Origin of the sequence: Noviherbaspirillum denitrificans, from assembly GCF_002211445.1 — a bacterium.
In the GTDB taxonomy this organism is placed as follows: domain Bacteria; phylum Pseudomonadota; class Gammaproteobacteria; order Burkholderiales; family Burkholderiaceae_D; genus Noviherbaspirillum; species Noviherbaspirillum denitrificans.
This window is the reverse complement of record NZ_LSTO01000001.1, coordinates 4,828,786-4,847,656: the sequence shown is the minus strand read 5'-3', so window position 1 is coordinate 4,847,656 and position 18,871 is coordinate 4,828,786. Positions and strand designations below refer to the sequence as shown.

General features: G+C 62.9%; 13 protein-coding genes. 9 read left to right on the top strand and 4 right to left on the bottom strand.

All coding sequences use genetic code 11. From position 1 onward, the window contains the following. The 5 genes from AYR66_RS23480 to AYR66_RS23460 form a co-directional block, all read left to right on the top strand. The coding region (locus tag AYR66_RS23480; RefSeq protein ID WP_474647542.1) for a citrate synthase family protein at positions 1 to 377 on the top strand (377 nt) is incomplete at its 5' end. Continuing rightward, complete coding sequence (locus AYR66_RS23475; protein ID WP_088709521.1) at positions 374 to 1,195, top strand: citrate synthase family protein; 822 nt, start codon at positions 374 to 376, stop codon at positions 1,193 to 1,195. The genes AYR66_RS23480 and AYR66_RS23475, both read left to right, overlap by 4 nt. Positions 1,196 to 1,267: 72 nt before the next feature. Beyond that, positions 1,268 to 3,385, top strand: coding sequence for a TonB-dependent receptor plug domain-containing protein (locus AYR66_RS23470; protein WP_088709520.1), 2,118 nt, complete (start codon positions 1,268 to 1,270; stop codon positions 3,383 to 3,385). Positions 3,386 to 3,527: 142 nt separating this feature from the next. Beyond that, the gene (locus AYR66_RS23465; protein WP_234814994.1) at positions 3,528 to 4,658 is read left to right on the top strand and encodes an ABC transporter substrate-binding protein; all 1,131 of its coding nucleotides are present in this window, start codon (positions 3,528 to 3,530) and stop codon (positions 4,656 to 4,658) included. Between the two features lie 82 nt (positions 4,659 to 4,740). Next, entirely contained in the window at positions 4,741 to 9,195 is a 4,455-nt protein-coding gene (locus AYR66_RS23460; RefSeq protein WP_234814993.1) for an EAL domain-containing protein, read from the top strand. 26 nt (positions 9,196 to 9,221) lie between these two features. Here the strand turns inward: AYR66_RS23460 and AYR66_RS23455 are convergent, their stop codons facing one another. After that, positions 9,222 to 10,355 carry an ABC transporter substrate-binding protein gene (locus AYR66_RS23455; protein ID WP_088710020.1) on the bottom strand — a complete coding sequence of 378 codons (1,134 nt, stop codon included), beginning with the start codon at positions 10,353 to 10,355 and terminating at the stop codon, positions 9,222 to 9,224. 262 nt (positions 10,356 to 10,617) lie between these two features. On the opposite strand from AYR66_RS23455, the gene AYR66_RS23450 reads away from it, so the two are divergent. Then, positions 10,618 to 11,274, top strand: coding sequence for a GNAT family N-acetyltransferase (locus tag AYR66_RS23450; protein WP_170942347.1), 657 nt, complete (start codon positions 10,618 to 10,620; stop codon positions 11,272 to 11,274). Here the strand turns inward: AYR66_RS23450 and AYR66_RS23445 are convergent, their stop codons facing one another. Continuing rightward, entirely contained in the window at positions 11,275 to 11,766 is a 492-nt protein-coding gene (locus tag AYR66_RS23445) for an Lrp/AsnC family transcriptional regulator (protein ID WP_088709518.1), read from the bottom strand. 138 nt (positions 11,767 to 11,904) lie between these two features. Between AYR66_RS23445 and hppD the strand changes: the two genes are divergently transcribed. Together hppD and phhA are read left to right on the top strand one after the other, a co-directional pair. Next, complete coding sequence (gene hppD / locus AYR66_RS23440) at positions 11,905 to 13,017, top strand: 4-hydroxyphenylpyruvate dioxygenase (protein WP_088709517.1); 1,113 nt, start codon at positions 11,905 to 11,907, stop codon at positions 13,015 to 13,017. 11 nt (positions 13,018 to 13,028) lie between these two features. Next, positions 13,029 to 13,919, top strand: coding sequence for a phenylalanine 4-monooxygenase (gene phhA, locus AYR66_RS23435; protein ID WP_088709516.1), 891 nt, complete (start codon positions 13,029 to 13,031; stop codon positions 13,917 to 13,919). Here phhA and AYR66_RS30620 read toward each other — a convergent pair. Beyond that, complete coding sequence (locus AYR66_RS30620) at positions 13,911 to 14,198, bottom strand: EF-hand domain-containing protein (RefSeq protein ID WP_088709515.1); 288 nt, start codon at positions 14,196 to 14,198, stop codon at positions 13,911 to 13,913. The genes phhA and AYR66_RS30620 overlap by 9 nt on opposite strands. Positions 14,199 to 14,292: 94 nt before the next feature. After that, positions 14,293 to 15,207, bottom strand: a complete 915-nt coding sequence (locus tag AYR66_RS23425) for a LysR family transcriptional regulator (RefSeq protein WP_088709514.1) — start codon at positions 15,205 to 15,207, stop codon at positions 14,293 to 14,295. Between the two features lie 192 nt (positions 15,208 to 15,399). Between AYR66_RS23425 and AYR66_RS23420 the strand changes: the two genes are divergently transcribed. Further along, positions 15,400 to 18,871, top strand: a 3,472-nt coding sequence (locus tag AYR66_RS23420; protein ID WP_088710019.1) for an indolepyruvate ferredoxin oxidoreductase family protein, incomplete at its 3' end; no start/stop codon positions are given.

Below are 18,871 nucleotides of genomic sequence, written 5' to 3'. Positions count from 1 at the left end.
CCGATGGCGACGGCAGCATCTGGCCGGCATCGGACCAGCCGCCGGGCTTCGATCCCAACGGCGTAAGCACGGCAACGCCGGTGCGGCAGGCGCTGTCCTGCCTCGCGCGCCTCAGCGAAGGCGCGTTCCTGCCGTGGCTGGACGCGCATCGCGAAGCACTCGAGCGTGCGATCGGCCTGCCGCTGGCGATGTCCGGTGTGGCCGCGGCGGCGCTTGCCGACCTCGGCTTTTCGGCGGAGCAGGGCGAGATGCTGCACCTGCTGCTGCGCTTGCCTGGCGCTGCCGCACATGCACTCGAGCAGCGCCCGCTTGGGTACAAGAAATTCCCGTTCGGGACGGTCGAGCTTTCGGACGGCGTGGACAAGGAGGATGCATGAGCGATCAAGCACAAGGCCCTGACCTGCTGCTCCAGAACATCGGGCCGATCAAGAGCCGGATGGGCACCTTCTATCCGGGCAGCCGTGTCATTTTCCGTGGTCGCGACCTGCATGCCGACCTCAAGGACATGGACTGGCTGGAGCTGTATGTGTACGGCGTCACCGGCCGCCGCTTCTCGCAGCCGCAGCTGCGGGTCATGCACGCAATCTGGACCTACACCAGCTATCCCGATGTCCGCCTCTGGAACAACCGTGTCGCCGCACTCGCGGCAAGCGCGCGCAGCACCGGCACCATGGGCGTCGCGGCGGCGCTGGCGATCTCGGAAGCATCGATTTACGGCGGCGGCATTCTCGCACGCGCGATCGATTTCTTCTTCCGTGCAGCCGAACGCGTCGATGCCGGCGATGATTTGGCCGAATGCATACGCGAAGAGCTTGAAACCCATCGCAACATCGGCGGCTACGGCAGGCCGATCATCAACGGCGATGAACGCATCAAGCCGATGATGGACCTGGCGAAGGAAGCAGGACTGGCAGATGGACGCTACCTGAAGCTCGCCTTTGATGTGGAAGAAGTGCTGCTCGGCGGACGCTGGCGCATGAAGATGAACTATGCGGCCATCGTCGCTGCGCTGGGCGCGGACCTCGGTTTGTCGCGCCAGGAGTTCTATCTCTTCATGTTCCCCGTTTTCCTCGCGGGGATGCAGCCGTGCTATATCGAAGCGACAGAACGGAAGGAAGGAACCTTGTATCCGTCCCGTTGTACCGATATCCTATACGACGGACCACCCAAGCGACCGTGGTCTCCACTCGGCTAGCCGTACGGGAACGGAGGCTGGGTTGACTAATAAGTAATTCGGGATAAGCCGGATTTGAGGAGAACCCAGCCCATGCGTTCAGCGCGCCGATTGCACCGTCGTACCCTTCCCCTGTTGCTTGGTTTAATGTGGGCCGGCGGCGTCGCCGCACAGTCCTCCGAGGAGGATGACCTGGCGCTCGCCTACGGCGACAAGGCTTCCATCAGCATCGCTACCGGCAGCCAGCAAACGATTGCGCGCGCACCAGCGGTGGCAACGGTCATCACCGCGAAGGACATCGAGGCGATGGGCGCAACCGACCTCGACCAGGCACTCGAGCGCGTACCTGGCCTGCATGTATCGGTGTCCTCGCTGGCCTACCATCCGATCTACAGCTTCCGCGGCATCTTCACCAGCTACAACCCGCAGGTCCTCATGCTGGTGAACGGGATCCCGATCACGAATGTGTTCGTCGGCGACCGCGGCCTCGGCTGGGGCGGTTTCCCGCTGGAGAACGTGGCCCGCATCGAAGTCATTCGCGGACCGGGCTCCGCGCTCTATGGTGCGGATGCGTATTCCGGTGTCATCAATATCATCACCAAGACGGCCGCCCAGATTGCAGGCACCGAGTACGGCGTGCGCGCCGGCTCGTTCAATACGCAGGATGCGTGGATCCAGCACGGAGGCAAGATGGGGCCCTTCGATGCCGCGTTCTACATGCGCGTCGGCCATACCGATGGCCACAAGGAAGTGATCCAGCGCGACCTCCAGTCATCGCTCGATTCCCTGTTCGGCACACGCGCCTCGCTGGCGCCGGGATCGGTCAATACCGTGCGCGAGGCCTTCGATGCCCGCGCCGACCTGTCACTGGATGAATGGCGCTTTCGCGCCGGCTTCCAGAAGCGCAAGGTCGGCATCGGCGCCGGCCTCGCGGAAAGCCTCGACCCATACAGCCGCGTGCCCGAAGACCGCTTGTACATGGACCTCACCTACCAAAAGGTTAATTGGGCGCAGAACTGGGATGTCTCCGGCACGCTGGGCTACTACGACGTGAAGGAAAAGGCCGGCGACCCGCCGTTCATGCTGTTTCCGCCGGGCGCGTTCGGCGGCGCCTTCCCGGGCGGCGTCATCGGCAACCCGAGCCACTCGGAGCGCCATACCCATGCGAGTGTGTCCACGTTCTACACCGGGTTCCACGATCATCGCGTCCGGTTCGGGCTGGGAGGCCGCCTCGACGACATGTACCGCACGACCGAGCTGAAGAACTTCACCATCGCCACCATCCCCGGCGTGGGTCCGGTCTTCGTGCCCTTGTCCGGCATGGTCGATGCGACCAACGATCCGTCGCTCGTCTACATGCAGCCGAACAAGCGGCGCCTGGTGTACGGATTCGTGCAGGATGAGTGGAGCCTCGCGAAGGATTGGGCGCTGACGGCGGGTGTGCGGCATGACCGCTATTCCGATTTCGGCAGCACCACCAACCCGCGTCTGGCGCTGGTGTGGGACGCGGCATACAACGTCGTGATCAAGGCACTGCACGGACGCGCTTTCCGCGCGCCGTCATTCACCGAGCAGTACAGCATCAACAACCCGGTCAACCGCGGCAATCCGGACCTGAAGCCGGAAACCATTGCGACCAACGAGCTGTCCTTCTCCTGGCATCCTCAGGCCAGCGTGCAGACCAACCTGAGCCTGTTCCGCTATCGCATGGATGACATCATCCGATTCGTGCCGAATGCCGATCCCTCGACCGGCACAACCGCGCAGAACGGCGGCGCGCAGACCGGCCGCGGCGTCGAACTGGAAGTGGTGTGGGACGCCGACCGCAACCTCCGCCTGACCGGCAATATCTCGCTGCAGCATTCCACCGACAAGGCGACCGGGCAGGATGCCGGTCTCGCGCCGCGCAAGCGCATGTATGCGCACGCGGACTGGCGCTTTGCGCCGCTTTGGCAGATGGGAACGACAGTGAACTACGTGGCCGACCGCAAGCGCCAGCTTGGAGATGCCCGCCCGCCGGTCCCCGATTACACGACGGTCGACCTGACCGTCCGCCGGGAAAAGGTCGCGGGCAACTGGGATCTCCGGGCCACCTTGCGCAACTTATTCGACCGCGATGCGCGGGAACCGAGCTTCGCACCGGGCAGCATCCCGTTTGACCTGCCGCTGCCAGGGCGCGCACTGTACCTGCAGTTCCAGCACGCCCTTTGAGCCTGACCCATGGCATCCGGCCGCGATTTGGTGCGCGCCATGCCGGATTCCCCGTCAATCGGGCCATTCCGGACGATAGCCCTCGCTGGAACTGCGATATCCTCTGATACATTACCGTGACCGTTTGTCCCAATAACTTCAAATGACGGCGAAATCTCCGCTCAGCAAACCCACCTGGACCGGTGCGCGCTATTGCGTGCCCGTCCTGGCGTTTGTCGGCGCCGTCGGTGCGGCGCCGGCATGGGCGGACGGATTATCTCTCGAGGGCGTTTCTACCAGCCGGCAGTTCGAGCTGTCCTACAACCCGATCGAATTCCGCGGCGAGATGCAGGGCGCGCGCTATGCATTGAGCCCTATCAGCCTCGCGGAATTGAGCGACCCGTCCAAGCGCCTCGATGCGCTCCCGCCCGGCGTGCTCGCCGTGGTCTATCCGGACATCGGCGAGCCCTATCGCAGCGTGTTTGCCAAGATCATTGAAGGCATCGAGGACGGCGCGCGGCTCGCGGTGCGCACCTACCCCATCGGGCCCGGCCAGGACCCAGCGGAACTCGGCGGACTGTTGAAAAAGAACGGCACGAAGGCGGTGATCGCGCTGGGTCGCCAGGGATTGAAGGCCACCTCCTCGCTCGACAGCACAATTCCCGTCGTGGTCGGCGGCGTGCTCGCAATTCCGGAGGCGGAGAACCGCAGCCTGATGGGAATCAGCCTGACGCCCGACCCGGGCCTGCTCTTTACCCGCCTGAAGAACCTGATGCCCGGTGTGAAGCGCGTGGTCGTCGTCTACAACCCGCAGCACAATGAATGGCTGATCAAGATCGCGCGTGATGCAGCCAAGGCACACGGACTGGAGCTTGCCGCCTACGAGGCGCGCGACCTTGCCGCCGCCGCACGCGCCTACGAGACCGCCTTTGCCTCCACCGACGGCAAGCGCGACGCGGTGTGGCTGCCGCAGGATTCGACCACAGTCGATGAAAACACCATCCTCCCGCTGGTCCTCAAGGAATCCTGGAACCGCAATGTCCCGGTCTTCTCGAGCAGCTTCCTGCATGTGAAGAAAGGAGCGCTGTTCGCGCTCTATCCGAACAACCTCGAGCTCGGCCGCACGCTGGCCAGTTCGGCGCTGGCGGCCATGTCCGGCGACTTCCGCCGCAAGGGGGTGACGCCCCTGCGCGAGGTGCAGACGGCCGTCAACCTCCGGACCGCCAGCCATATCGGGCTGGTCATCGGTTATCAACAACAACGCAGTTTCGACTTCGTCTTTCCGGAGCCCTGATGTCCTGTACGAACAATAACAAGACCAAGCAAGCATCCCCGGGCGCCGCCGTATCCCGCCGGCTTTCGATTCCTGTTTCACCATGATGTTCCGCAAGTTCCTGAGCCGCACCGGTTTCCGCCGCCAGCTGACGGTTGTCGTCAGCGCGGCCATTCTCGGCCTCGCCTTGTTCTCTTCGCTGATGAACTCCTGGGAAGCCAGCAGGCGCATGGAAGGCTATCTGGTGGAGCAGGGACAGCGCATCACCGAGAACCTTGCGCTGCAGAGTGTGCTCGCGCTCCTCTACCACTCGCCCGACAACGTGCGTGAAGGCGTCAATACGACGCTGGCCTTCCCGGACGTTGTGCAGGTGCGGATCACGAACACCGCGCAGCAGGTCCTGCTGTCCCAGGTCAAGCCGGGAAGCGAGGCGATGTCGAGCATGCCGACGGTCGCCATTCCCGTCACGCGCGGTACACTGGTCCAGGAAACCGGCAGCGAATGGCACTTCATGGCGCCCGTGTACGGCGGCCAGGCCGACACCTCGCCCTTTGAAGTGCAGGAGAACAAGCAGCAATTGCTCGGCTATGTCCATGTGGTCGTCGGCAAGGGCACCCTCAACCGCCTGGTTGCCTCGCTGTTGATCGGCAACCTCGCGATCACGCTGTCGTTCGCAGCCGTCCTGCTCGGCATCATGCGACTGCTCGCACGCCACATGATCCGCCCGCTTAATGCGCTGTCCAAGCTGATGGGACGCGCCGAGGCCGGCGAATCCGGCATGCGCGCGGTGCCCGCCGGCCCGCGCGACATTGTCGAGATGGCGCATGCATTCAACAAGATGATGGACGTGCTGGAAGAGCGCGAGGCCGAGCTGAAGCAATCGCGCGACGAAGCGCTCCGCACCGCCCTGATGAAGACGCAGTTCGCCGCCACCGTCAGCCATGAAGTGCGTACGCCGCTCAATGGCGTGGTCGGCATGCTCGACATGCTCAAGGAAATGCGCCTGACCAAACGCCAGCAGGAATGCGTGGATGTCGCATGGAATTCCTCGCACGCGCTGATCGAGCTGATCAACGACATCCTCGACTTTTCCAAAATGGAAGCCGGCAAGCTCGAACTCGAGGAAATCGAGTTCGACCTGCGCAAGCTGGTCGAGGAAGTGATCGAACTGCTGGCCAAGCAGGCACAGCAGAAAGGCCTCGAGATCGGTTACCTGATCGCGCCCGATGTGCCGGGGCGCATCCGAGGCGATTCGCTGCGCCTGCGCCAGGTGTTGCTTAACCTGATCGGCAATGCGGTCAAGTTCACCGAGAAGGGCGAAGTGGCGGTGCGCATTTCCGTGGACGGCGCGGCGGAATTCGGCCTGCGCTTCACTGTCAGCGATACCGGCATCGGCATGAGCCAGGAAGCCGTCAAGCATATCTTCGAATCCTTTGCCCAGGCCGACCGTTCGACCACACGCAAGTACGGAGGCACCGGCCTTGGTCTTGCCATCTGCAAGCAGCTCGTTGCCCTGATGAACGGCGACATCGGCGTCTCAAGCGAGCAGGGCAGGGGCAGCATCTTCTGGTTCTCCGTACGCTGCAAGCCCGCCGAGCCGAAACCGGCATCAGTTGATAACCGGGCACTGCAGGGAGTGCGCGTGCTCGTCGTCGACGGCAGCGAGATCGTGCGCAACTTTGTCGACCAGAACCTGACCCGTGCCGGCATGCACTGCCGGACCGCCAACAGCGGTACGGCGGCGCTCGCCGACATCGCTCGCGCCGATGAAGTGCGCGTGCCGTACGACCTCGTCATCATGGATGTCGATGCGGTGGATGAGCGCGGCAATGACCTCGTACGCCGCCTGCGCATCGACATGGGCGCCGCCATGCCGCGCATCCTGGTGCTGGACCGCTACGCGTCGCCGATGGGCAGCAGTTCGCTCGGGGCCGACCTCTACCTCGGCAAGCCGCTGCGGCTGGACCGTCTGATGGACGCCGTGCGCCGCCTGCTGCCGGATGAGCAGGCAAGCGCAGCCGCGGTGTTCACGGCGTCGCAGCCAGCCGCCATCCATGCCGCCGTCAAGGAATACCGCGTGCTGGTCGCCGAGGACAACCGCACCAACCAGATGGTCGCCGCCGGTATGCTCGCGATGAATGGCTGCGAATGCGAATTCGCAGCCAACGGCCGCGAAGCAGTGGATGCGGCGCGCCGCGACCGCTTCGACCTGATCCTGATGGATTGCAGCATGCCGGAGATGGACGGTTACGAAGCCACCGCGCACATCCGCACTTTCGAGGAGCCGCTCGGCCGCCGTACGCCGATCGTCGCCATGACAGCCAATACCCAGCCGGGCGATGCCGAGAAGTGCCTTGCCTTCGGCATGGACGACTACCTGGCCAAGCCGATCACCCTGGTCGAACTGCGGCACAAGCTCGAACGCTGGCTGGCGCGCACCGAGACAGCAGGTCGCGTGCAACTGCCGGCGGTCAGCGCCCACGAGCTCGACGGCAGTCCGCTCGACCTCGACGTGTTCGACAAGCTGCGCGAAATTCTCGGGCCCGCGCTGCAGCACACCGTGACACCCTTCCTCGAAGACACGCCAGGCTATCTGAACGAGCTGGAGGAGGCCGTCAAGGACAGCGATGCCGATACCGCGCGCGCGATGGCGCATTCGATCAAGGGCAGCAGCGGCAACCTCGGCGCATCCGCACTTGCGCAGCTGGCGAAGGAGGCGGAAGAGCTGGCGATCGAGCACCGGGTCTCGGACATCCAGCCGCTGATCGGCCGCCTGCGCCAGGCCTTCGAGGCGGTGGCCGCCGTGCTGGGCAGCGAAGTGTTCATCGAAGACCGCCTGAGCATCCGCCAGGGTGAAGAGATCGCGCAGGTGCTGGTGGTCGACGACGACCGCAGCACGCGCAGCTCGCTGCGCCATACGCTGCAGCGCGACGGCTTCCGCGTCGAGGAAGCGGCTGATGGTGCGCAGGCGCTGCAGATGCTCAAGCGCATGCAGCCCGACGTTATCCTGATGGATGCCGTGATGCCGGTGATGGATGGCTTCACCGCCTGTGCCCGGGTGCAGGAACTGCCCAACGGTCGCGCGATCCCGGTGCTGATGATTACCGCGCTGGAAGACAATACCTCGGTCGAGCGCGCCTTCGCCGCCGGCGCCAGCGACTACATTCCGAAACCGATCCATTTCGCGGTGCTGTCACAGCGCGTGCGGCGCATCATCGAAGCGAACCAGGCGGAAAAGCGCATCCGCCACCTCGCGTACAACGACTTGCTGACCGGCCTGCCGAACCGTGCGCTGTTCATGGACCAGCTCGGCCGCCGCATCGAGCAGGCGAGGGTGGCGGGGGAGGCCGTCGCTGTGCTCTTCCTCGACCTCGACCGCTTCAAGAACGTCAATGACACGCTCGGCCACGACGTTGGCGACCGCTTGCTGGTCGCGGTGGCGCAACGCATCCGCCGCAGCGTGCGGAATGCGGATTGCGTCGCGCGTTTGGGCGGCGACGAATTTACCGTCGTGCTGACCGAAGTGGCCGGCCCGAATGCCGCCGTCACCGCCGCGCAGAATATCTGTCGCGCGCTGGCCGCGCCGTTCCAGATCGACGGCCACGACATCTTCGTGACCACCAGCGTCGGCATTTCGATGTATCCGCATGACGCCACCGATGTCGGCACCCTGCTCAAGCATGCCGACACGGCGATGTACCGCGCCAAGAAAACCAACAGCGGCTTCCAGTTCTTCGAAGCCTCGATGGAACACTCGATTTCGGAACACGTGCGCATGGAGAATGACTTGCGGCGCGCCATCGAACGCGGCGAGCTTGAAGTGTTCTTCCAGCCGCAGGCGCGCGTGTCCAGCGGCGAGGTGATCGGCGCAGAGGCGCTGGTGCGCTGGCGCCATCCGACGCGCGGCATGGTGTCGCCGGTCGAATTCATTCCGCTGGCCGAGGAGACCGGACTCATCAACGCGGTTGGCGAATGGGTGCTCCGCACGGCTTGCGCGCAAGTGCAGGCCTGGCTCAAGTCCGGCCTGCCAACCATCCGTATCGCGGTGAACCTGTCGGTGAAACAGCTGTTGAAAAAGGATTTCGCGGCGACGGTCGAGCAGGTGCTGGCCGACACCGGCCTGGCGCCGAGCCTGCTGGAACTAGAGATCACCGAAAGCACCTTGATGGAGAATGCGCAGGATACGCTGGAGGCGCTGCATCGCCTGCGCGGTCTCGGCGTGCGCCTGTCGATCGACGATTTCGGTACCGGGTACTCGTCGCTGTCCTACCTGAAACGCTTCCCGGTCGACATCATCAAGATCGACCGTTCCTTCGTGCGCGACGTGCCGCATGACGTCGACGACGCGGCCATCGTCACCGGCATCATCGCGCTGGCGCACAGCTTGCGGCTGGAGGTAGTGGCGGAAGGCGTGGAAACGGAATCGCAGCTGCGCTTCCTCGGCGAACAGGCCTGCGACATCCTGCAGGGCTATTACCTGAGCCAGCCGGTTCCGGCAGAACAGTTTGCGCGTGACATCCTTGGGCGTGCCAGCCCGCGTTGGGAGGCACGCATTTAGGACTTGTGCAGTGGGAGATTGAAGGTTCAGCGCACGAAGCGGCCGTTCTTGCCAATCATCGTGAGTTCGACGAACTCGCTACCGGTATGGTCGTTGGCGCCGTAGGTGACCATGAGGCCGCCAAAATCGACGCGCTGCATCGACTCCAGCGCTTTCACGAAGCCCGCCCGGGTCGGCTTGGGGCCGGCGCGGCGCAACGCTTCCACCAGCACCTTCGCATTCACGAATCCTTCCATCGCGGCATAGGAAACGGTTGCCTTGGTTTCCTTCACCGCCTGCGTGAACTCCTGCCCCAGCGGCGTGGACAGCAGGTGCGGCGCGGGGGTGATCTGCGAAACGATGATGCCCTGGCTGGCCGAACCGAGGTCGTCGACGAAGGCTTGCGACGAGTTGTTGGACATGGTCATGATCTGCATCTGCCCGCCTTGGGCGCGGATGGCCTTGATGACTTCGGCGGTATTTTTTGCCGAGCTGACGATCACCAGCGCGCCCGGATTTGCCTTGATGATTTCCGCTGCCGTCGACTTGCAGTCAGGATTGACCCGGGCGAACGGGGTGACCGATACCGGTTCCAGCTTGTGCGCCGCCATCGCCTTCTTGAACCCTTCCAATCCGTCCTGTCCGAACGCATCGTCCACATGCAGCAGGCTGATGCGGTTGATGCCGATCGTCGTGAAGTGCTCGATGGCCTTTGCGACCTCGTCCTGGTACTTGGCGCGGATATTGAACAGCAGGCGGTTGACCGGCGTATGGAAGACTGCGGCGCCGGTGCTCGGGGCCAGCAGGGGGACATTGTGCTGCTCCAGCAGCGGCACGATGGCTTGCGTGTGCGGTGTGCCGCGTCCCTGGAACAGGGCGAACACGTGCTCCTTTTTGATCAGTGTCTCGGCGTTCTGCAGGGTCAGCGCCGGATCGAACTTGTCGTCCAGCATTTTTACAACGATCTGGCGGCCGTGCACACCGCCTTTCTTGTTGACCTGGTGGAGGTAGGCCATTGCCCCTTCATTCATTTCCTTGACCGGGCCGGCGACGGTCCCAGTAAGGCCGACGGTCTGTCCGATCAGGATGGTGGAGTCCGTCACGCCGTCTTCCGCGCTGGCTGAAATTGCCATGCCGGTGAGTAATAATGCGGAGAAGAACTTGCGGGGAGATGCGCTCATCTTGACGTCCTTCAACAAATGGGGAATGGGCATTGTTTAGCGTTGCAAAATTGACAGCAATTGTGGGTTTTACGTAACGCTGACCACGGTTTGACCCATTCTTGCATTGAGGCGAATCAAGTGGCTCAAATATTCTCAACTGGTGCGGTTAGCGCGCCGGGAGATCGCCTAAAATGGCATTGTGCATCGCACAAAAACTCGTTTGCGAGAGGAGTGCGTAATGAAATCGAATGAACTGGGAGGCCTGACGCCTCCACCCGACATGAACAACGAAAACGCCGACCAGCTTTCCGGCGACAAGCCGAGTGTGCGTGTGAAGGAATTGTCTGAGCGCGACCGACGCCGGCTGCTGATGCATTTCCTTGCGCTGGACAGCAGCGACCGCCTGTTGCGTTTCGGCATGGTGCTGCCGGACGACCTGATTACCCGTTACGTGCAGACACTGGATTTCACACGGGATACGGTGTTCGGCGTGTACGACGACAATCTCGCGCTGGTCGGTGTCGGCCACCTGGCCTTTGCACCGCGCGAAGCCAATCCGGTGCTGAGCGATGCCACGCTGAAGGCGCAGATCGCGGAGTTCGGCGTCTCGGTTTCCGCCAGTGCGCGCGGCAAGGGCGTCGGTTCCAAGCTCTTCGAGCGCGCGGCCATCCATTGCCGCAATGAGGATGTGGACACGCTCTACATGCATTGCCTGTCGTCGAACCAGACCATGATCCATATCGCGAAAAAGGCGGGAATGGAAATCCGACGCGACTACGGCGAGGCGGATGCCTACCTCAGGCTGAGCCCGGCGAATCCGGGCAGCATGCTGGCCGAGGCGGTCGAGGAGCAGTTTGCCTCGCTCGACTACACGCTCAAGGCCAATACCAAGGCGGCGATCAAGTGGTGGCGCAAATTGCCTGGGATGAAGAAATAGTCAGACGAGCGGCAGCGCGGTCGTGTCCTTGATGCGCTGCAGCGCAAAGCTCGACTTCACATCAAGCACCGCAGGGTGCTTGAGCAGCGTTTCCATCATGAATTGCGAAAAGTGCTCCATGTCTTCCACGTGCACGCGCAGCAGGTAATCCATCTCGCCCGTCATCGCATAGCAGGCGACCACTTCCGGCCAGTTCTCCACCGACGCCGCAAAATCCGCGCGGGGCGAGCGCGAGCTGCCCGTCGGCGAGTCGCTGTGCTTTTCCAGCCGCACGTTGACGTAGGCGAGCAGCCCGAGTCCGATCTTGTCCGGATCGAGCAGCGCCACGTATTGCCGGATCACTCCGGATTCTTCCAGGTTCCTGATACGGCGCAGGCAGGGCGAGGGTGAGAGGTTCACCTTTTCCGCCACTTCCTGGTTGGTCAGCCGTCCGTTCGATTGCAGGATGGAAAGAATCTTGAGGTCGGTTTTGTCCAGGTTGATTTTTGACATGGATCACCAAATTCAAAAAATGTTTAGCAATTTTATTGCCAAACTGGCGACCATGTGGGCCGATTTTGCAATCATCTGCCACCCCCTCCTGACTATACTGTTTTTAGCTGTTTAACAAAATTCTGACAGGAGACAGGCATGGATTTTCAACCCTGGGAAAACCCGATGGGGACCGACGGCTTCGAGTTCATCGAGTACGCCGCCCCCGACCCGAAGGCGCTGGGCGCGCTCTTCGAGCAGATGGGTTTTACCGCGATCGCGCGTCATCGCCACAAGGACGTGACCCTCTACCGCCAGGGTGAAGTCAATTTCATCATCAATGCCGAGAAGGATTCTTTCGCGCAGCGCTTCGCGCGCCAGCACGGTCCGTCGATCTGCGCCATCGCCTTCCGCGTGAAGGATGCCGCGTATGCGTACAAGCGCGCTCTTGAGTTGGGCGCCTGGGGCTTCGACAACAAGACCGGTCCGATGGAACTGAACATTCCGGCGATCAAGGGCATCGGCGACTCGCTGATCTACTTCGTCGACCGCTGGCGCGGCAAGGAAGGCGAGCAGGGCGCAATCGGCGACATCAGCATCTACGACGTCGACTTCGTCGCCATTCCCGGCGCGGTCGCGAATCCGAAAGGCCACGGCCTGACCTACATCGACCACCTGACGCACAACGTGCATCGCGGCCGCATGAAGGAGTGGGCAGAATTCTACGAGCGTTTCTTCAACTTCCGCGAGATCCGCTACTTCGATATCGAAGGCAAGCTGACCGGCCTGAAGTCGAAGGCGATGACTTCGCCCTGCGGCAAGATCCGCATCCCGATCAACGAGTCGTCGGACGACAAGTCGCAGATCGCGGAATACCTCGACCTCTACCACGGCGAGGGCATCCAGCACATCGCGCTTGGCACCGACGACGTCTACAGCACCGTGGCCAGCATGAAGAAGGCCGAAGTCGCTTTCCAGGACACCATCGACACGTATTACGACCTCGTCGACAAGCGCCTGCCCGGCCACGGCGAGAATCTGGATGAACTGCGCCGTCTGCGCATCCTGATCGACGGCAACAGCAATGCGTCGACGCGCGAACTGCTGCTGCAGATCTTCACCCAGACCGTGATCGGCCCGATCTTCTTCGAGATCATCCAGCGCAAGGGCGACCAGGGCTTCGGCGAGGGTAATTTCCGCGCGCTGTTTGAATCGATCGAGCTGGACCAGATTCGCCGCGGTGTGCTGAAAGACGACAAGGTGTCCGCTTAAGGAGCGTCATCATGAACACCACTGTCGACCAGGCAGATTTTTTCAAGACCCTGGAAGAAAAGTCGGATGGCGGCAAGCTGCGCGGCGATTACAGTAGTTGCGACGAGCGCTATGTCGTGAAGCAGGACTGGGCAGCCTATACGCCGGAGCAGCATGCGCTCTGGCGCAGGCTGTACCAGCGGCAGGCGAAGCTGGTGCCGGACCGCGCGTGCGAGATGTTCATCGAAAGCCTCGACAAGCTCGACGCCGCCGGCGAAATCCCGCGGCTCGATCGCACCACCGAGGCGCTGTACAAGGCGACCGGCTGGGAACTGGTTGCAGTGCCGGGGCTGATTCCCGACCTGACCTTCTTCGAGCATCTGGCCGAGCGGCGCTTCCCGGTCACTGTATGGCTGCGCGATCCGGACGAGTTCGATTACATCGTCGAGCCGGACATCTTCCACGACTTTTTCGGGCATGTGCCGCTGCTGTTCAATCCGGTGTTTGCCGATCACCTGCAGCAGTTCGGCAAGGGCGGCATCAAGGCACTCAATCTCGATGCGCTGAAGTACTTGGCACGCCTGTACTGGTACACGGTGGAATTCGGCCTGATTGAAAGCCCGCATGGGCTGCGCGCTTATGGCGCCGGCATCCTGTCGTCGGGCGGCGAGATCGAATATTGCCTGACCAGCCCGACGCCGCGACGCATTGCTCTGGATGCGGAGCGCATCATGCGCACCTTGTACAAGATCGATTCGTACCAGGAAACGTATTTCGTGATCCGCGATTACCAGCAGCTGTTCGATGCCACCGCGCCGGACTTCACGCCGATGTATGAACGCCTGAAAAAGCAGGACGCCTTGCCGGCCAACTCGCTATTGCCGGGCGAGGTGAATATCCCGCCGAAGGTCCGCTCAGATTGAAACGCGTGAACGCAGCAGCGCGCGGATTTCTTCGCGCGTGACCTTGCCATCCTTGTTCGCGTCGAGACGGTCGAAGTTGTCGACCACGCGGGTGAGGTTGGCATTTTTTGCTTCTTCGCGGGTGAGGGCACCGTCGCCATCCTTGTCGGCGGCCTTGAACTGGTCGCTGAACTTGGAGAGCGCGTAGGGAGGTTTCGCCGGCTCGCTGGAGGACTGGGCTACCGCCATGCCGCCGCCGAGCAGGGCACCGATGAGCATGGACAGCAGGACGTAATGCATGGGGAACTCCAATGGCGACTGTCACAGGTTCACTGTACGTAGCACACCGGAGTTTCTCCAAGGCATTTACGCTCTGTTACAGATTGAAATAATGTCAAGCGGCTGCACCGCAGGCGAGCTTCAGGAAACGCGCGAAGGCTTCGGCGGCGGGGGCCTGCAAGCGCGATGTCTTGCGCACGATGCCGATCTCCATTGGCGGCACGACGTCGGTGATCGGGCGCGCTTCGATCTTGCGGCCGTCGAGGGTCCACGGACGGAACACGAGGTCGGACAGGATGGCCACGCCCAGCCCCAGGCCGACGAAGGTACGCACCGCCTCCATCGATTCCGTCTCCAGCAGGAGGTTGGGTTCCAGGCCGCGTTTTTCCCAGTAGCGCTTGGCCGATTCGCCCGCGTCGTCGACCATGATCTGGATCAGCGGATAGTGCGCGATTTCCTTCAGCGACACTTCGCTCGCCGAGCAGAGCGGATGGTCGCTCGCGGTCCACAATTGGCGACGGGAGCGGACCAGCGTTTCTCCCATCAGTCCCTTCGACGGCGCGACGTTGGAGGTCACCGCAATGGCGACGTCGACATCGCCGTTCTTGACGGCTTCTTCGAGTTCCGTGCGATGCAGTTCCAGCAGCTTGAGCCGCACGCCGGGATGGGTGCGCTGGAAGCGCGCAAGGTACTGCGGCAGGAAGTAGCCCATCACGGTGTAGGACGCCGCGATGCGGATCTCGCCGGAGACGTCGTAGGTGCGGAAGGCCGGCGCGCGCACCGCATCGTTCAGCGCATTCAGCACATGCTGCGCATGCTGCACGAAGTGATGCCCCTCGGCGGTCAGCGTCACACCATGCGGATGGCGGTCGAACAGCTTGACGCCGAGCATGCTTTCCAGCGTGGCGATGGCGTTGGTGATCGCGGTCTGTGAAACGTGCACCGCGTGGGCCGCGAGCGAAAACTGGCCGGTTTCGGCTGCCGCGAGAAAGTAGCGGAGGTGGCGGGTGGAGATGTCCTGGATAGCCATTCGATTATCGAATATATGATTCACCAAAATTCCATTTTACTCATGCGCGCCGAATTCCTATAGTTATTGTCGAAGCATACAAAGCGCCGTGGCCGTTACATGGACACAGAGCGCGCCAAAGTTGCCGGCCACGACCTGGCGGGCAACGACAAAACCGCATTCACAACATGAATCGAAAGCCTGGAGGACACAATGAACGCACCCCTGGATCCCGGCCAGCGCCAGCTGCTGGAAAACATTTCCCTCGACGATAAATTCACGCTGGACAGCGGCCGCGCCTTCCTGACCGGTACCCAGGCGCTGGTCCGCCTGCCCATGATGCAGCGCCAGCGCGACCTGAAGGCCGGGCTGAACACCGCCGGCTACATCACCGGCTACCGCGGCTCGCCGCTCGGCAACGTCGACATGACCGCCATGAAGGCGCGCAAGTACCTCGAAGCGCACCACGTCAAGTTCCATCCCGGCATGAACGAAGACCTCGCAGCGACCGCCGTCTGGGGCACGCAGCAGGTCAACCTGTTCCCGGATGCCAAGTACGACGGCGTGTTCTCGATGTGGTACGGCAAGGGCCCGGGTGTGGACCGCTGCGGCGACGTGTTCAAGCACGCCAACATGGCCGGCACCGACAAGAACGGCGGCGTGCTGGTGATCGCCGGCGACGACCACGCGGCGAAGTCTTCCACTACCGCCCACCAGAGCGAGCACATCCTCAAGGCATGCGGCATCCCGGTGCTATATCCGTCCTCGATCCAGGAATACCTCGATTACGGCCTGCACGGCTGGGCGCTGTCGCGCTACACCGGCCTGTGGGTATCGATGAAATGTGTGACCGACCTCGTCGAATCCGGCGCCACGGTCGACGTCGATCCCTTCCGCCAGCAGATCATCATCCCGTCCGATTTCGAACTGCCGCCGGGCGGCCTCAACATCCGCTATCCGGATGCCGTGCTGGAGCAGGAAGCGCGCATGAACCACTACAAGTGGTACGCCGCGCTCGCCTATGTCCGCGCCAACAAGCTCAACCAGATCATCTGGGACAGCCCGCATGCACGCATCGGCATCATTACCGCCGGCAAGTCCTACCTCGATACGCGCCAGGCGCTGGCCGACCTTGGCATTGACGAGAACGTCGCAAAGGACATCGGCATTCGCCTGTACAAGATCGGCATGACCTGGCCGCTCGAAGCGGAAGGCGTGCAGCAGTTCGCGCATGGCCTGGACGAGATCCTGGTGGTCGAGGAAAAGCGCCAGATCCTCGAATACCAGCTGAAGGAAGAACTGTACAACCTGCCCGACGGCCAGCGTCCGCGCGTGGTCGGCAAGTTCGACGACACCGGCGAATGGAGCGGCAACCACCGCGAAGGCCACGGCAACTGGCTGTTGCCCGCGACCTATGAATTGAACCCGGCACAGATTGCACGCGCCATTGCCACGCGCATTTCCAAGTACTTCGCCGGCCATCCGGTCGAGCAGCGCGTGAAGGAACGCATCGCCTACCTGGAAGCGAAGGAAGCCGTGCTCAAGGCCGGCAGCGTCAAGCCCGACCCGTCCAAGGACCGCATCCCGCACTTCTGCTCGGGCTGCCCGCACAACACCTCGACCAAGGTGCCGGAAGGCAGCCGCGCGCTGGCCGGCATCGGCTGCCATTACATGGTGCTGTGGATGGATCGCAAGACCTCGACCTTCACCCACATGGGCGCGGAAGGCGTGACCTGGGTCGGTCATGCGCCGTTCACCAACGAGCAGCATGTGTTCCAGAACCTCGGCGACGGCACCTATTTCCACTCCGGCCTGCTGGCGATCCGCGCGGCCGTGGCGGCCAAGGTCAACATGACCTACAAGATCCTGTACAACGACGCGGTCGCGATGACCGGCGGCCAGAACGTGGACGGCCCGCTCGACCCGGCGATGATCTCGCGCCAGATCGCGGCCGAAGGCGTGAACCCGATCATCGTCGTCACCGACGATCCGCAGAAGTACCCGGCAGGCATCAACTGGGCACCCGGCATCACCATCCGCCATCGCGATGAACTCGATGCGGTGCAGAAGGAGCTGCGCGAGGTGAAGGGCGTGTCCGCCATCATCTATGACCAGACCTGCGCCTCCGAGAAGCGCCGCCGCCGGAAGAAGACCGGCCCGGACGGCAAGCCGCTGTACCCGGACCCGGCCAAGCGCGCCGTCATCAATGAAGCGGTGTGCGAAGGCTGCGGCGATTGCAGCGTGCAATCGAACTGCCTGTCGGTCGAACCGCTGGACACCGAATTCGGCCGCAAGCGCCAGATCAACCAGTCGACCTGCAACAAGGACTTCTCCTGCGTGAAGGGCTTCTGCCCGAGCTTCGTCACGGTCGAAGGCGGACAGCTGCGCAAGCCGAAGAAGGCGGCTGTCAATGACGATGCCGGCGCGAAGAAACTGCCGATCCTGCAGGGCAGCAACCTGCCGCACCCGAAGGTGCCCGGCACGGCGCAACCCTTCGGCATCCTGGTGACGGGCGTCGGCGGCACCGGCGTCATCACCATCGGGCAGATCATCGCGATGGCGGCGCACCTGGAAGGCAAGGGCGTATCCGTGCTCGACATGACCGGCCTCGCGCAGAAGGGCGGCGCGGTGATGTCGCACGTGCGCCTGGCGGATCGCCAGGAAGACATCCATTCGACCCGCGTCGGCACCGGCGCGGCCGACCTCGTGATCGGCTGCGACGAGATCGTGGCCGCCAGCCGCGATGCATTGAGCCGCATGGGCGAGGGACGCACCTATGCCGCCGTCAATGCGACCGCATCGCCGACCGCGGCCTTCGTGAAGAACCCGAACTGGCAATTCCCGTCGTCATCGGCGGAAGCGGACGTCCGCAATGCGTGCGGCGCCGACCGCGTCGACTTCATCAATGCCGGCAAGGTTGCGACCGCGCTGATGGGCGACACCATCGCCACCAACATGTTCATGCTCGGCTATGCATGGCAGAAGGGCTGGGTGCCGCTGTCCGAGGCGGCGCTGAACAAGGCGATCGAACTCAACGGCGTGTCGGTCGAGTTCAACAAGCAGGCTTTTGTCTGGGGACGCAATGCGGCCCATGACTGGGCAGCGGTTGAACGCCTTGCCAAGATGAACGACGTGCAGGCGCAGGTGATCGAGTTCAAGCGTTCGCCTTCGCTGGAGGCACTGGTCGAGACCCGTGTCGACTTCCTCACCAAGTACCAGGATGCGAAGTACGCAAGCCAGTACCGCAGCTTCGTCGACAAGGTGAAGGCGGCGGAAGCGGATGTTGTCGGCGACGGCCGCGCGCTGAAGCTGACCGAAGCGGTTGCCCGTTACCTGTTCAAGCTCATGGCCTACAAGGATGAGTACGAGGTCGCGCGCCTGCATACGGATGCCGCGTTCAAGGCCAGGATCGATGGCATGTTCGAGGGTGACTACAAGGTCAAGTATCACCTCGCGCCGCCGCTGTTCGCCAAGCGCGATGCGGACGGCCATCTCATCAAGCAGGAGTTCGGCCCCTGGATGGTGAAAGCCTTCGGACTGCTGGCCAAGCTCAAGGGCTTGCGCGGCACTGCGTTCGATGTCTTCGGCCATACCGAGGAACGCAAGACCGAGCGCGCGCTGATCGGCGAGTACCGCAAGACCGTGGAAGCGCTGCTGGCGAAGCTGACGATGCAGAACCTGCCCA